Origin of the sequence: Acidovorax sp. A1169 (assembly GCF_030704685.1) — a bacterium.
Taxonomy (GTDB): Bacteria; Pseudomonadota; Gammaproteobacteria; order Burkholderiales; family Burkholderiaceae_C; genus Acidovorax.
Genome location: NZ_JAUZDX010000017.1, coordinates 140,523 through 154,641, shown reverse-complemented (window position 1 = coordinate 154,641; position 14,119 = coordinate 140,523). Strand labels below are relative to the sequence as shown.

Annotated in this window: 13 protein-coding genes; 8 read left to right on the top strand and 5 right to left on the bottom strand. The window is 61.8% G+C overall.

The features are described from left to right. The 4 genes from QYL93_RS23845 to QYL93_RS23830 form a co-directional block, all read left to right on the top strand. Positions 1 to 772, top strand: a 772-nt coding sequence (locus QYL93_RS23845) for a restriction endonuclease subunit S (protein WP_305745979.1), incomplete at its 5' end; no start/stop codon positions are given. Continuing rightward, on the top strand, positions 762 to 2,372 hold the full coding sequence (locus tag QYL93_RS23840; protein ID WP_305745978.1) for an AAA family ATPase: 1,611 nt from the start codon (positions 762 to 764) through the stop codon (positions 2,370 to 2,372). The genes QYL93_RS23845 and QYL93_RS23840, both read left to right, overlap by 11 nt. 158 nt (positions 2,373 to 2,530) lie before the next feature. Further along, positions 2,531 to 3,226, top strand: a complete 696-nt coding sequence (locus QYL93_RS23835) for a hypothetical protein (RefSeq protein WP_305745977.1) — start codon at positions 2,531 to 2,533, stop codon at positions 3,224 to 3,226. A 3-nt stretch (positions 3,227 to 3,229) separates the two neighbouring features. Continuing rightward, entirely contained in the window at positions 3,230 to 4,255 is a 1,026-nt protein-coding gene (locus QYL93_RS23830; protein WP_305745976.1) for a DUF5655 domain-containing protein, read from the top strand. A 56-nt stretch (positions 4,256 to 4,311) separates the two neighbouring features. Here the strand turns inward: QYL93_RS23830 and QYL93_RS23825 are convergent, their stop codons facing one another. The 5 genes from QYL93_RS23825 to dnaA form a co-directional block, all read right to left on the bottom strand. Then, complete coding sequence (locus QYL93_RS23825) at positions 4,312 to 4,677, bottom strand: nucleotide pyrophosphohydrolase (RefSeq protein ID WP_305745975.1); 366 nt, start codon at positions 4,675 to 4,677, stop codon at positions 4,312 to 4,314. 24 nt (positions 4,678 to 4,701) lie between these two features. Next, positions 4,702 to 5,196: a DUF4124 domain-containing protein gene (locus QYL93_RS23820; protein ID WP_305745974.1), complete on the bottom strand. Its 495-nt coding sequence runs from the start codon at positions 5,194 to 5,196 to the stop codon at positions 4,702 to 4,704. Between the two features lie 152 nt (positions 5,197 to 5,348). Next, positions 5,349 to 7,958 carry a DNA topoisomerase (ATP-hydrolyzing) subunit B gene (gyrB, locus tag QYL93_RS23815; RefSeq protein WP_179682796.1) on the bottom strand — a complete coding sequence of 870 codons (2,610 nt, stop codon included), beginning with the start codon at positions 7,956 to 7,958 and terminating at the stop codon, positions 5,349 to 5,351. A 160-nt stretch (positions 7,959 to 8,118) separates the two neighbouring features. After that, positions 8,119 to 9,237: a DNA polymerase III subunit beta gene (gene dnaN, locus QYL93_RS23810; protein ID WP_007854794.1), complete on the bottom strand. Its 1,119-nt coding sequence runs from the start codon at positions 9,235 to 9,237 to the stop codon at positions 8,119 to 8,121. 171 nt (positions 9,238 to 9,408) lie between these two features. Further along, positions 9,409 to 10,896 (bottom strand): chromosomal replication initiator protein DnaA, encoded by a 1,488-nt coding sequence (gene dnaA / locus QYL93_RS23805; protein ID WP_305745973.1) that lies wholly within the window; start codon positions 10,894 to 10,896, stop codon positions 9,409 to 9,411. 311 nt (positions 10,897 to 11,207) lie between these two features. Here dnaA and rpmH point away from each other — a divergent pair, with 311 nt between their 5' ends. From rpmH to yidC, 4 genes are all read left to right on the top strand, one after another. Next, positions 11,208 to 11,342, top strand: a complete 135-nt coding sequence (rpmH, locus tag QYL93_RS23800; protein ID WP_005798102.1) for a 50S ribosomal protein L34 — start codon at positions 11,208 to 11,210, stop codon at positions 11,340 to 11,342. Positions 11,343 to 11,414: 72 nt separating this feature from the next. Beyond that, on the top strand, positions 11,415 to 12,041 hold the full coding sequence (locus QYL93_RS23795) for a ribonuclease P protein component (RefSeq protein WP_305745972.1): 627 nt from the start codon (positions 11,415 to 11,417) through the stop codon (positions 12,039 to 12,041). Continuing rightward, a complete protein-coding gene (gene yidD, locus QYL93_RS23790; protein WP_057266919.1) occupies positions 12,038 to 12,325 on the top strand; it encodes a membrane protein insertion efficiency factor YidD in 288 nt (95 codons plus the stop codon). The genes QYL93_RS23795 and yidD overlap by 4 nt, the downstream gene beginning before the upstream one ends. Next, positions 12,322 to 14,043 (top strand): membrane protein insertase YidC, encoded by a 1,722-nt coding sequence (gene yidC, locus QYL93_RS23785; protein WP_305745971.1) that lies wholly within the window; start codon positions 12,322 to 12,324, stop codon positions 14,041 to 14,043. Before yidD ends, yidC begins: the two co-directional genes overlap by 4 nt. The last annotated feature ends 76 nt before the right edge of the window (positions 14,044 to 14,119 follow it).

Sequence of the window (14,119 nt, the reverse complement as noted above, 5' to 3'; positions counted from 1 at the left end):
CTTGCTAGTTCAGCGTGCGAACACTCTGGACTATGTCGGCGTAAGTGCGATTTTTGAAGGCCCGTCGAAGACTTTCATCTATCCAGACCTCATGATGAAATGTCGGCCCAGGGACGATATACGTGCGAAATTTCTTTACTACGCACTAAGTTCGGACAGCGTCAGAAAGTACTTCCGGGACAACGCAACAGGTACCGCCGGCAACATGCCGAAGATTAACCAGCAGACAGTTATGTCGGCACCATTAGTTATACCGTCCCTTGCTATTCAAGACGAAATAGTAGAGCGCGCAGAATCATTGCTCAGAATGGCTGAACGCATTGAACGCAGCTATGTTGCAATAAGGCAAAAAACTGACCGCATAGCCCCACTTACGCTCGCCAAGGCCTTTCGCGGCGAGTTGGTTCCTCAAGATCCCGGAGACGAACCCGCTAGTGCCCTACTTGAACGCCTAGCAGCCGAGCGCAGCCAAGCCGGTGCAGCACCTAAGGTGCAGAAAGCACGCGCCTCGCGCTCTGGGCAAACTCCTCAATCAAAGTCCTATTCCAGCAAAACCATGCCCACCAAGAGCCGCCAAGACGAAGACGTGAGGGGCCAGCCTTATCTCGCTGGCCATCTGCGTCGTCTGAGCCAGCCTGTTGACGCCAAGACCTTGTACGAAGCCTCTGAGCTACCGGTAGTCGACTTCTACAAGCAACTCGCTTGGGAAATCGCCCAAGGCCATGTGAACGATGCCGAACCGCTGCTGGAGCCCGCCCGCCATGCGGCTTGATCGTGTTTGCATCGATGGCTTCAAGAACCTGAAGGGTTTGGCGTTGGACCTGGATGAGCGCCAGCTCACCACGGTGCTGATCGGCCAGAATGGAGCGGGGAAATCCAATCTGATAGAGGCCTTGGTGCAGGTTTTTCGCTGGGTGGATCTGCGTCGCCAAGCGCCTCTTTTTCGTTACCGGGTGGACTACCGTATCCGGTCGCAGGACCGCGCTGGCGTCGTCAACGAACCCCTGCGCATCACGCTGAGCAACCACCTCGGCGAGCCAGAGTTGGCTGTAGAGGGACGCGCTGTTACGCGCGCCGAATTCGAGCGCAACAAGACCCACTGGTTCCCTGACCTCGTGTTTGGCTACTATTCGGGCGGTAGTCGGCGATTGGAGTCGCTGTTTGACGCGCACCAGCGGCGTTATTACGACGCGATCAAGCTGGAGGATGACCCGATGCTGTGCGCAGCCGCTCAGAGTGAGCGGCGACTATTTTATTGCCGGCCCATTCACGGCGTGCTGGCACTGATCGCTTTGTTCGCTTTTCCCGACGAGGCAGTCACGCGTGAGCTGGGCGACCGGCTGGGCATTGAGGGGTTTCACTCGTCGTTGGCGCATTTGCGCCAACCTTGGTTTGCGAAGAGCAAGAGCAAGGGGGCGGACCGGTCCGCCGATAACCTGTGGGGCGCATCGGGGCCGGCAGGGCGTACAGCTCGTGCGTTCAAAGCTTCGGCCTTTCACCCGTTCGCCCTGCAGGGCAACGCGATTGACGACTACCGTGACAAGCAACAGAGTGAATCGCAGTACGCGGCTTATCTGCGCTCACCCACCGCCCTGAGCGAGTTCGCCAAGAACTTCCGAAGTGAACGTGAGCTGTTCTATGCGCTGGAAGCCATGGACATCTCGGACCTCATTCGCGACATGCTGGTGTGGGTGGTGCGCGGCAATGACGCATCGGGCGACGTGGGCTTTGCCGATCTGTCTGATGGTGAACGCCAGCTTCTGATGGTGCTGGGCTTGATCCGCGTCTCCAGTGGACAGAGGGCGCTCTTCCTGTTGGACGAGCCGGACACCCACCTCAACCCGCATTGGCAACACAGCTACTTGAAGTTGATCCAGGACTGGACTGGCATTGCGTCAGATGCAGACAACTGCCACATCGTATTGACCTCGCACAACCCGCTGACGATCTCGGCGCTGACGCGCGACGAGGTGCGGGTGATTACGCAAGAGGCTGATGGACGGGTTACGGCCGCCCCACCTTACGCGGACCCGAAGGGCATGGGTTTTACCGCGACGTTGACAGAAATATTTGGTCTCTCAACCAGTCTGGATGTGGAAACGCAGCGCCAAGTGGATGAGCGCAATGAGTTGGCTCATAAGGAGGTGCTGACCGACCAAGAGGCTCTTCGCTTGGCTGAACTGAATGTTGCACTAGCCAAGCTGGGCTTTCTCTTCGACAGCCGGGAGCCCCTCTACAAGGACTTTTTGCGTAGCTGGCATGACCTGCGTTATGCAGATCGCCCGCCACTCACTGCCGAGCAGGCGCTGGCCAGGCGGAATGCAATGAAGGTATTGCTGCAGCAACTGATTAACAGGGAGGTAGAGCGTTGATACTAGTGCGACGAGATCCCAGTCTGATTCCTATCAAATTGCTGGCGGTGGCACAGCGAGCGCAAGCCGAACTCGAAAGAGCACTACCAGCTGACCGCAAGGAATTGATAGAGCGCAAAGGCTACATCTGGCGCCGCTTCGGCCGCTACCTAAGCACGATGTCTTACGGCAAATGCTGGTACTCCGAGAGCAAGGACGTACACGCGTTCATGGATGTCGACCATTTCAGGCCAAAGAAGTCCGCCAAGCGCTCTGAGGACGATACCGACGACGGCTACGCATGGCTTGCTTTTGACTGGGAGAACTTTCGGTACTCATCACAGAGGTCGAATCGACTGAGTGCCGACGAAGACACCGAAGAAACGCACGGCAAAGGCGATTGGTTCCCAATAATGCCGAACAGCAAGACTGCCACATGGGCTGATAGGTGCGTGGCGGAGGAGAGGCCGTTGCTGCTGGACCCGACGAGGCTGGAGGATGTGCGCTTGATCGAGGTGAAGGCCTCCGGCCTTATGGGCCCGAGCCGGCTGTGCATGGGCGTGGCTCAGCGCGACCGAGTCAATAGAAGCATCAAACTGTTAGGGCTGGACTTGCCGGGAATCGTCGAGGCCAGGCAGGTCGCCATGCGGGCTGCCGATGCCTTGCTGAACGACGTTGAGAAAGCCGTTGAGACAGCCGATCTTCTCGGTGAAGCTGGGGCGATATTGGCAGAGAACATGCCCGTCGTGCCAAAGGTGCTTGAACTGCAGGAGATGACCCGGCCGAAGACACCCTATGCCGCAGCGGTGAGAGCGCAGCTCAGAGAGCGAGGCTTTGCCGAGTACTGTCTGCGCGAAGAAGAGATGGGGCATTGAACGATGAGCGATATCAAGCTCTTCCGCCTCCAGTCGGGGCATGCCACCGAGCTTCAAGGCGACGCCTCGGATTTGGAAAAGCCGCTGCAGAACCTCATTGAGGCCAACCTGGAAGTTCTGCTGGGCATCCGCTTCCTGGCTACCGAGTACTCCACCGGCAAGACGCATGGCGGTCGCATCGATACGCTGGGCCTGGACGAAAACGACTGCCCGGTCATCCTCGAATACAAGCGCTCGGTGGGAGAGAACGTTATCAACCAAGGCCTGTTCTACTTGGATTGGTTGATGGACCACCAGGCCGAGTTCAAGCTGCTGGTGCTGGAGAAGTTCGGCAAGGCGGCCGCAGACGGAATTGACTGGAGCGCCCCACGCTTAGTGTGCATTGCCGCGGATTTCACGAAGTACGACGGCCATGCAGTGCAGCAGATCAATCGCAATATCGAGTTGATTCGCTATCGTCGATTTGGCGACGAACTCTTGCTGTTTGAATTGGCGAACGCATCGTCAGCCTCTGCGTCAAAAACTGCAGCTACAAAGATCACGAAGGCGCCGAAGGATCTGAAGGAAGCGGTATCAGAAGAGAAAGCCGTTGGTCCCGACAAGGCATATTCAGAAATCGTGGCAGCCCTGCCGCAGGGGCTCATAGACCTGCTTACCTCATTGGAAGACTACACCTTGTCTTTGGGCGACGATGTGCAGCGCAAGGAATTGCGGCTGTACATCGCTTTCAAGCGGCTCAAGAACTTTGCGACGTTAGTCGCGCAGCGTGGGCGCTTGCTGCTGTATCTGCATCTTGATCCAGCCAGGGTGGTCACGGCTTTGCCAATAGCGAGAGATGTTTCGCAAAAAGGCCACTGGGGCACTGGCGATGTGGAGATTGCGTTGACCACGCTGGCTGATTTGGAGGCTGCAAAGCCTTTTATTGTCGAAGCCTACGAAGGCCGTTCGCAGACCAAGGTCAGCAAGATCATTTCTGAAGCTGCGGTCGATGCTCTGGACACTCTAAAGGGCTCAACGTCTCTTGAATAGAATTTGTGAAGCGTCTCAATTTCCGCTGGCGCTTCTTTCTTTGAATGGCACGCGGACTACAGTGCGCCGTACTTCCGGCTGTTGCCCGTCGCTTGGTTCGCAGGGTATTTCTGCCCATTGATCTCCACCTTCGCATTCGCCGCCCCGATCAAATCCACATCCAGCGCCGTGGCCATCTGCACCAGGTACAGCAGCACATCCGCCATCTCATGCGCAACGGCTTGCTTCTTGTCCGCCGGCAGGTTGCGGCTCTGCTCCTCGGTCAGCCACTGAAAGTGCTCCAGCAGCTCAGCAGTCTCCACGATCAGGGCCGAGGCTAAATTCTTGGGCGAATGGAACTGGCCCCAGTCGCGCTGCTGCGCAAACTCCTGCAGGCGCAGGGCCAGTTGCTGGAGTGATGCGGGGTCTTGGGACTGGGGCATGCCGAGTGATCGTCTTTCTCCGCGTCAGCGGCAGTTCTCCGCCACGTCACGCTGTGCCGCAGCCATTTCCGATTGGCGCTTGCTGTCTTCTAGGTACTGCTTGTCGCCCTTGTTGTCGTACTGGAACACGGGGCGCGCTGTCTTGAGGGCGCCCAGGTTGCGGCGCGCAGTGTTGCAGCGCGATGAGCGGTTGTACGCCTCGGCCTGCTGGCGTGCCTGTTGCGCGGCCTGGGCGTCGGCGGTTTGCGTGCTGCCCGTGCCGGCGCCGGTGCTGCCTGCGTAAGGCGAGCGCTGCCGCGCAGGCGGGGCGCTGGGTGGAAGGGGGTCGCTGGAGGGCGGGGTGACCTTGATGTTCACACTGCCCCCGGTGCCGCCGCTCATGTGGCAGGGCTGGTCCTGGAAGGCGGTCTTGCCGTCAGGCTGGGTGCATTTGTACGTTTGCGCCCAGGCGGGCGATGCGGCGGCGGTCAGTGCCAGTGCGGCAACAGCGGCAGCGATGGTGGTGAGTGGCTTGGGCATGGTGGCGAGTCGAATGATGGGGGTGGCCAACAAGGTCGAGGTCGAGACGGGCCTATTACAGCACCAGAAAGAAGAACGCCCGGCATGGGCCGGGCGTTTTCAGGTCAAGCGGTACTTGATGGGTGTTGATCGGATAGCTAACTATCCAACTATCAAACGTCGATGTTGCCAGCGCGCAGCGCGTTGGTCTCGATGAAGTCGCGGCGCGGCTCCACCTCGTCGCCCATGAGCATGGTGAACACGCGGTCGGCCTCGATGGCGTCGTCGATCTGCACACGCAGCAGGCGGCGCACGTTGGGGTCCATCGTGGTTTCCCACAGCTGCTCGGGGTTCATCTCGCCCAGGCCCTTGTAGCGCTGGCGGCTGGTGCTGCGCTCGGCTTCGCTGATCAGCCATTTCATGGCCTGGCGGAAGTCGCCCACTTTTTCTTCCTTGCGCTTTTCGCCTTCGCCGCGCAGGGCCTTGGCGCCCTCGCCCAGCAGGCCGCGGAAGGTGTTGGCGGCCAGTGCCAGGGCGCCGTAGTCGGCACCGTGCACAAAGTCTTGCGTGATCACGCTGCTCTTGATGTTGCCGTGGTGGCGGCGGCTGATGCGCAGCACGTGCTTGTCGGTGCGTTCGTCGAACTCGCTGGCCACTTCGGCCGGGGCGCCGGTGGTGTTCAGCTCGCGCAGCTTGGCTTGCAGGGCCACGGCGCTGGCTTCGGATTCGGCGGCCGCATCCAGGTTCAGGGCCACGCCGTCGGCAATGGCGCGCAGGGCCTCGGGGTCCATGAAGTTGCTCAGGCGTGCGATCACGCTCTCGGCCACCTGGTGCTTGGTGGCCAGGTCGGTCAGGGTGTCGCCGCTCAGCGTTTGCGGGTTGTCGCCGCCGGTGCTCACGCTGGCGTGGTTCAGCGCAATGCGCAGCAAAAAGCCGTCGAGCGCGGGCGCGTCCTTCAGGTACAGCTCTTCCTTGCCGGCCTTCACCTTGTACAGCGGTGGCTGGGCAATGTAGATGTGGCCGCGCTCCACCAGCTCGGGCATCTGGCGGTAGAAGAAGGTGAGCAGCAGGGTGCGGATGTGGGCGCCGTCAACGTCGGCGTCGGTCATGATGATGATGCGGTGGTAGCGCAGCTTGGCCACGTCGAAATCATCGCCCCCGGTGGTGCCGCCGGCCTTGCCGATGCCGGTGCCCAGGGCGGTGATCAGCGTCAAAATTTCGTTGCTGGTCAGCAGCTTTTCGTAGCGGGCCTTTTCCACGTTCAAAATCTTGCCGCGCAGCGGCAAGATCGCCTGGAACTTGCGGTCACGCCCTTGCTTGGCAGACCCACCGGCGGAGTCACCCTCCACGATGTAGATTTCGCACAGCGAGGGGTCTTTTTCCTGGCAGTCGGCCAGTTTGCCGGGCAGGCCCATGCCGTCGAGCACGCCCTTGCGGCGGGTCATTTCGCGGGCCTTGCGGGCGGCTTCGCGGGCACGGGCGGCCTCCACGATCTTGCCGCAGATGATTTTTGCGTCGGCCGGGCGCTCCTGCAGGTAGTCCGTCAGCAGCTTGCCCACGATGTCTTCCACCGGGGCGCGCACTTCGCTCGACACCAGCTTGTCCTTGGTCTGGCTGCTGAACTTGGGCTCGGGCACCTTCACGCTCAGCACGCAGCACAGGCCTTCGCGCATGTCGTCGCCGGTGACTTCGACCTTGGCCTTCTTGGCGAACTCGTGCTCTTCGATGTACTTGTTGATGACGCGGGTCATCGCGGCGCGCAGGCCGGTCAGGTGGGTGCCGCCGTCACGTTGGGGGATGTTGTTGGTGAAGCACAGCACCTGCTCGCTGTAGGCGCTGTTCCACTGCATGGCCACTTCCACGCCGATGTGCGTGCCGGGGATGCCGCCGTAGGTCTCGGCCGGGCGCTCGCCTGCGGCGTAGAACGAGTTGGGGTGCAGTACCGTCTTGCCCTTGTTGATGAACTCGACAAAGCCGCGCACGCCACCGGCGCCCGAGAAGTCGTCTTCCTTGCCGGTGCGTTCGTCCTTGAGGCGAATGCGCACGCCGTTGTTCAAGAAGGACAGTTCGCGCAGGCGCTTGGCCAAAATCTCGTAGTGGTAATCGTTGTTCTCTTTGAAGATCTCGGTGTCGGGCAAAAAGTGCACTTCGGTGCCGCGCTTTTCGGTATCGCCCGTCACCCGCATGGGCGACACTTCGATGCCGTCAATTTTGTCGAGCAGGCGGTCTTGCACGAAGCCGCGCGAAAACTCGATCTGGTGCACCTTGCCTTCGCGGCGCACGGTCAGGCGCAGCCATATGCTGAGCGCGTTCACGCAGCTCACGCCCACGCCGTGCAGGCCGCCCGATACCTTGTAGCTGTTCTGGTTGAACTTGCCGCCGGCGTGCAGCTCGGTCAGTGCGATCTCGGCGGCGCTGCGCTTGGGCTCGTGCTTGTCGTCCATCTTCACCCCGGTGGGGATGCCGCGGCCGTTGTCGGTCACGCTGATGGAGTTGTCGGAGTGGATGGTGACGACGATGTCGTCACAGTGGCCGGCCAGGGCCTCGTCGATGGAGTTGTCGACCACCTCGAATACCAGGTGGTGCAGGCCGGTGCCGTCGCTCGTGTCGCCGATGTACATGCCGGGGCGCTTGCGCACGGCCTCCAGGCCTTCGAGGATGGTGATGGAGCCTTCGCCGTAGCTTTCGCTGGCGCCAGCCTGGTTGGTGTCGATCTTGTGCGGAACGGGCTCACCAGTGCCGGTAGGTTCTTCTTGCTCGGGCAGGTTGTTGTCAGCGGTCATGGTGGGCCTTGGGATCCGGGGAAGCCGGGGTCGGCTTCCAATGTGTCTGTCGAAAAAGGTTCAAATAGGGCTCTGGTCCCCATCATGTGGGGGCGAGCAGCTATCAAATCAATAGCTCATGCGGGGTGCCCGGCGCGCAATGCGGGGGCACGGCGCAGGGCTAGATGCGCATCGGCATCACCACGTACTTGAAGCTTTCGTTGTCGGGGATGGTCAGCAGCGCGGAGCTGTTGCCGTCCGAGAGCTCCACCTTCACCATGTCCTGGCCCATGTTGGCCAGGGCGTCGATGAGGTAGGTCACGTTGAAGCCGATCTCGATGGTGTCGCCACCGTAGTCGATGTCGAGCTCGTCCACGGCCTCTTCCTGCTCGGCGTTGTTGGACGCCACGCGCAGGGTGCCGGGCTCCAGGTTCAGGCGCACACCCTTGAACTTGTCGCTGGTCATGATGGCGGTGCGCTGCAGGCTGGCCAGCAGCGGGGCACGGCCCAGGGTGATGCTGTTCTTGTGGTTCTTGGGGATGACGCGGTTGTAGTCGGGGAACTTGCCCTCGACCAGCTTGGTCACGAACTCCATGCCGCCGAAGGTGAACTTGGCCTGGTTGTTGGCGAACTGCATCTCGATGTGGGGCTGGTTCTCGCCGCCGGCGTCGGACAGCAGGCGCTGCAGCTCGATCACGGTTTTGCGCGGCAGGATGACTTCCTGCTTGGGCACTTCCACATCGAGCGTGGCGCTGGCGAAGGCCAGGCGGTGGCCGTCGGTGGCCACCAGGCTCAGCTGTTTGCCCTCGGCCACGAACAAAATGCCGTTGAGGTAGTAGCGGATGTCCTGCACGGCCATGGCAAACGACACCTGGCCCAGCAGGTCCTTCAGGGTCTTTTGCGGCACGGCGAACACGGGGCCGAAGGCGGCCGACTCCTGCACCAGCGGGAAGTCCTCGGCCGGCAGGCTTTGCAGGGTGAAGCGGCTCTTGCCACCCTTGAGGATCAGCTTGGACTGGGCGGATTCGAGGCTCACCGTCTGGTCGCTGGGCATGGTGCGCAGGATGTCGATGAGCTTGCGCGCACCCACGGTGGTGGTGAAGTCGCCCGTGTCGCCACCCAGCTCTGCGGTGGTGCGGATCTGGATCTCAAGGTCGCTGGTCGTCAGCTGCAGCGCGTTGCCGGTCTTGCGGATCAGCACGTTGGCCAAAATGGGCAAGGTGTGGCGGCGCTCCACGATGCCAGCCACCGATTGCAGAACCGCGAGTACCTTGTCTTGTGTTGCCTTCAGGACGATCATGTCATCAACCCCTTGCTTGTGGATCTTTTTTGGAACGGTGCGGGCAGCGGCACGGGTTGTGCCCCCCTGCTGCCCATAACCCCCCATTTTGCCTTGTAAGGACGTGTTCTATTTGTCCGTGTGGCGCGGAACAGGTTCTTACAAAAACGGGCTGGGCGTATTGCACGGTCATCAGCCCTTGAGGGTCTGTTCCAGCACGTGCAACTGCTGATTCAGCTCGGTCAGCTGCTGGCGCTCGCCCGAAATCTTGCGCACGGCGTGCAGCACGGTGGTGTGGTCGCGCCCGCCGAACAGCTCGCCGATCTCGGGCAGGCTCTTTTGCGTCAGCTCCTTGGCCAGGTACATGGCAATCTGGCGCGGGCGGGCAATGCTGGCCGGGCGCTTCTTGCTGTACATGTCCGCCACCTTGATCTTGTAGTAGTCGGCAACGGTCTTCTGGATGTTTTCCACAGAGATCTGGCGGTTCTGGATGGAGAGCAGGTCGCGCAGCGCCTCGCGGGCCAGCTGGATGGAAATCTCTTTCTGATTGAAGCGCGAGTACGCCAGGATCTTGCGCAGCGCGCCTTCGAGCTCGCGCACGTTGGAGCGCACGTTCTTGGCCACAAAGAAGGCGACTTCCTCGGGCATCTCGGTGCCTTCGACGCGGGCCTTGTTGATCAAAATGGCCACGCGCATCTCGAGCTCGGGCGGCTCGATGGCCACCGTGAGGCCCGAGTCGAAGCGCGAAACCAGCCGCTCGTGGATGTTGGCCAGGCCCTTGGGGTAGGTGTCGCTGGTCATCACGATGTGGCTCTTCTTGGCCAGCAGGGCTTCGAAGGCGTTGAAGAATTCTTCCTGCGTGCGGTCCTTGTTGGCAAAGAACTGCACGTCGTCGATGAGCAGCAGGTCCAGCGAGTGGTAGCGCTCCTTGAATTCGTCGAAGGTGCGGCGCTGGTAGGCCTTGACCACATCCGACACGAATTGCTCAGCGTGGATGTAGAGAATTTTGGCGTCGGGCTTGTCGGCCAGCAGGCGGTTGCCCACAGCGTGCACCAAGTGGGTCTTGCCCAGGCCGACGCCGCCGTAGATGAACAGCGGGTTGTACAGGTGGCCGGGCATGCCCGCCACGTGCATGGCGGCCGAGCGTGCCATGCGGTTGGCCGTGCCCTCCACCAGGGTTTCGAAGGTCAGGCCGGCGTTCAGGCGGTTGCGGAAGGCACCGGCCGATTCGTCGGAGGTGCTGCTGCCGCTGTTGCTACTGTTGCCGTTGCCGGAGCTGTTGTTGTTGCTATGGCTGCCCTGCCCCTGGCCCTGCTGGTCATTGTGGGAAACCGGGGTCTGCGTGCCCGCAGCGTTGGGCCGCACATAAGTGCGGGTAACGGCCTCACGCTGAGCGAGCGCTAACTCCAGCGTGACGGGCTGGCCGTACAGGTCTTCGAGCAGCAGCGAGATGCGCTTGCCGTACTGCGCACGGATCCAGTCGAGCTTGAAGCGGTTGGCGACGAACAGCGTCACCTTGGAGAAGTCTTCGGTCACCTGGGCCACCAGGGGCTTGATCCAGGTGTTGAACTGCTGCTCGGGCAGGTCTTGCGCCAGTTGTTCGATACAGGCCTGCCACAGGCCCTGGCCGGCGTCTGCCCCGGGGTTGGATGCGGAGCTGCTGGAGGGTTCCTCGGTCATTTATAGGCGGATTCTTGTTGTGGATAGGAGGAACGGAGCTTGGCCTCGCATTGTAGCTTGTCAAGGAGTTATCCACAATTTGGAAAGGCCCCCTGACAGAGGGGATCAGGGCCCTGGGGAGGCGGGCCAAAAGCACATTCTGAACCCCTGATTCGGGCACGCCACAGGGTCTTCCCGCAGAGGGGCATTGCCAGCACTGAAGAAGCCTGCGATAATTTTGGGTTTCCCTGAATGTGTTCAGGGTGATTTGACCCGGCGTGCCGCTATTTCTGCGCAACAGTCCGGAACTGAACCTCAAGGAATAGAGCACCATGAAACGTACTTACCAACCCTCCAAGACCCGCCGCGCGCGCACCCACGGCTTCCTCGTTCGCATGAAAACCCGCGGTGGCCGTGCCGTTATCAACGCACGCCGCGCCAAGGGCCGCAAGCGCCTGGCCGTCTAAGGCCGGCCAGGTCTGGGTCTGCACTTCGCTGCACCCCGGTTTGCACCGTCAGGTACCAAACGGGGCGTTTGCATGCAACGGCTGAAAACCCGTCCGCAGTTCCAGGCCGCCATGGCGGGGGGCACCGTTTCCCGTACCGCCCATTTTGCGCTGCACCGTCTGGTGTTGGGCGCCGACGGCACTGCCACGACTGGCGGTGCCGTTGTTGCGTCTGGCGATACCAGGGCGGCATCGGTGACCCCGGTTGCCGATGCAACAGCAGCCGCAGCAGCTAAAGCCGCAAAGACGGAATCCCCTTCAGGGCCCGGCGCTTCGCCGCAGGCCCTGTTTGCCGTTCCCGACGTGTGGCTGGGCGCCATGGTGCCCAAGCGCTGGGCGCGCCGCGCGGTCACGCGCAACGCCATCAAGCGGCAGATCTACACCGTGGGCGCCACCTTCGAGGAGCGCCTGCCCCAGGCCGCGCACGTGGTGCGCCTGCGCAGCACGTTCGACCGCAAGCAGTTCATCAGCGCCACGTCCGATCAGCTCAAAGAGGCGGTGCGGGCCGAGTTGCTGCAGTTGTTCGGCTACGCCGCCAAGCGTTCGGGCCATGGCCAAGGTAGTGGCCAGGGCACCGGTGGCGAGGCCGGCAAAGCCAGCGGCGCTAGCAGAACCGACAAAAGCCCCAGCGCGCCACGGGTGTCGGTGACTGCGCCATGATGCGTGCGCTGCTCATCGGGGTGGTCAAGGGCTACCGCCTGTTTCTGAGCCCCTGGCTGGGCTCGGCCTGCCGCTTCGAGCCGACCTGCTCCGTCTACTCGCTGCAGGCGCTGGAGCAGTATGGCGCGGCGGCCGGCAGTTATCTCACGGTGCGCAGGCTGGTACGCTGCCACCCCTGGTGTGACGGGGGCCATGACCCGGTCCCGCAGGAATTGCCGCGCAGCATGCGGTTGTTCTCGCGGCTTCAACCTTCCACATCATCTTCACCAAAGAAGTCTTCATGAACGACATTCGCCGCACCATACTGTGGGTGATTTTTGGCTTTTCCATGGTTCTGCTGTGGGACAAGTGGCAGTTGCACAACGGCAACAAGGCCACCTTCTTCCCCACCGCAGCACCCGTGGTCGCGCCTGCACCTGCGGGCACCGCCTCTGCCGCATCGGCAGGCGCTGCGAGCGTGCCTGCCACCACCAATGCATCGGCGCCTGCAACCGCATCGGCCCAGGGCGCATCGGCCGTACCCGGCCAGCCCGCTCCCACGGCAGCCCCTGCCACCCGTGAGCGTGTGCAGGTGACGACCGACGTCTACCGCCTGACCTTCGACAGCGAAGGCGGCTCGCTGACCCACGCGGAGCTGCTCAAGCACGCCGACATCGGCGACAAGAGCGGCAAGAACTTCCTGCTGCTCGACGAAAGCGCGAACCGTGTGTACGTGGCGCAGACCGGCCTGATCGGCGGCAACTTCCCCACGCACAAGACGTTGATGACGGCCGTGGCCGGCCCGCGCGAGCTGACGGACGGGCAGGACGAGCTGACCATCCGCTTCGAGTCGCCCGAGCAGGGCGGCGTGAAGCTGGTCAAGACCTGGACGGTGAAGCGCGGCGCCTACGACATCGCTGTGAAGCATGAAGTGGTGAACACCGGCACGGCCCCCGTGTCGCCCGAGCTGTACCTGCAGCTGGTGCGCGACGGCAACAAGCCGCCAGGCGAGTCGTCGTTCTACTCGACCTTCACCGGCCCTGCGGTCTACACCGAGGCCAAGAAGTACCAGAAGGTCGAGTTCAAGGACATCGAGGCCGGCAAGGTCGACATCCAGAAGGATGCGACCAACGGCTACGCCGCCATGGTGCAGCATTACTTCGCCACCGCCTGGCTGCTGGCCGATGGCGTGCCGCGCAACCTGTTCATGCGCAAGGTGGACACCAACCTGTACTCGGTGGGCATGATCACCCAGCTGGGCGCCATTGCCCCCGGCGCCACCAAGACCCTGGACGCGCGCCTGTTCGCCGGCCCGCAGATCGAAAAGACGCTGGAATCCCTGAGCCCCGGCCTGGAACTGGTGAAGGACTATGGCTGGCTGACCATCCTGTCCAAGCCGCTGTACTGGCTGCTGGACCAGCTGCACAAGATTCTGGGCAACTGGGGCTGGGCCATCGTGGCGCTGGTGCTGCTGCTCAAGATCGCCTTCTACTGGCTCAACGCCAAGGCCTATTCGAGCATGGCCAAGATGAAGGCCATCAACCCCAAGATCATGGAGATGCGCGAGCGCCTGAAGGACAAGCCGCAGCAGATGCAGCAGGAGATGATGCGCATCTACCGCGAGGAGAAGGTCAACCCCATGGGCGGTTGCTTCCCCATCATGATCCAGATCCCGGTGTTCATTGCGCTGTACTGGGTGCTGCTGTCCAGCGTGGAAATGCGCAACGCGCCGTGGATTCTCTGGATCCGCGACCTGTCGGCACCGGACCCGTTCTTCATCCTGCCCCTGCTGATGACCGTCAGTTCGCTGCTGCAGACCGCCCTGAACCCCGCGCCACCCGATCCGCTGCAGGCCAAGATGATGTGGTTCATGCCGCTGATCTTCAGCGTGATGTTCTTCTTCTTCCCGGCCGGCCTGGTGCTGTACTGGCTGACGAACAACATTCTGTCCATCGCGCAGCAGTGGCTCATCAACACCCGCATGGGCGTGCCGCCGCAGTTCAACCTGCCCAAGTTCAAGTGATCACTGCTGATTGCTGATTCCCCCGAAAGGCCGCGCAAGCGGCCTTTTTCAATCCTGCCCTGTAAAGTCCTGTCCT

What these genes read in the sequence shown, in the direction of transcription:
- QYL93_RS23840 (WP_305745978.1), top strand. Translation starts at nt 762, where the DNA reads ATGCGGCTTGATCGTGTTTGCATCGATGGCTTCAAGAACCTGAAGGGT.
- QYL93_RS23835 (WP_305745977.1), top strand. Translation starts at nt 2,531, where the DNA reads ATGTCTTACGGCAAATGCTGGTACTCCGAGAGCAAGGACGTACACGCG.
- QYL93_RS23830 (WP_305745976.1), top strand. Translation starts at nt 3,230, where the DNA reads ATGAGCGATATCAAGCTCTTCCGCCTCCAGTCGGGGCATGCCACCGAG.
- QYL93_RS23825 (WP_305745975.1), bottom strand. Translation starts at nt 4,677, where the DNA reads ATGCCCCAGTCCCAAGACCCCGCATCACTCCAGCAACTGGCCCTGCGC.
- QYL93_RS23820 (WP_305745974.1), bottom strand. Translation starts at nt 5,196, where the DNA reads ATGCCCAAGCCACTCACCACCATCGCTGCCGCTGTTGCCGCACTGGCA.
- gyrB (WP_179682796.1), bottom strand. Translation starts at nt 7,958, where the DNA reads ATGACCGCTGACAACAACCTGCCCGAGCAAGAAGAACCTACCGGCACT.
- dnaN (WP_007854794.1), bottom strand. Translation starts at nt 9,237, where the DNA reads ATGATCGTCCTGAAGGCAACACAAGACAAGGTACTCGCGGTTCTGCAA.
- dnaA (WP_305745973.1), bottom strand. Translation starts at nt 10,896, where the DNA reads ATGACCGAGGAACCCTCCAGCAGCTCCGCATCCAACCCCGGGGCAGAC.
- rpmH (WP_005798102.1), top strand. Translation starts at nt 11,208, where the DNA reads ATGAAACGTACTTACCAACCCTCCAAGACCCGCCGCGCGCGCACCCAC.
- QYL93_RS23795 (WP_305745972.1), top strand. Translation starts at nt 11,415, where the DNA reads ATGCAACGGCTGAAAACCCGTCCGCAGTTCCAGGCCGCCATGGCGGGG.
- yidD (WP_057266919.1), top strand. Translation starts at nt 12,038, where the DNA reads ATGATGCGTGCGCTGCTCATCGGGGTGGTCAAGGGCTACCGCCTGTTT.
- yidC (WP_305745971.1), top strand. Translation starts at nt 12,322, where the DNA reads ATGAACGACATTCGCCGCACCATACTGTGGGTGATTTTTGGCTTTTCC.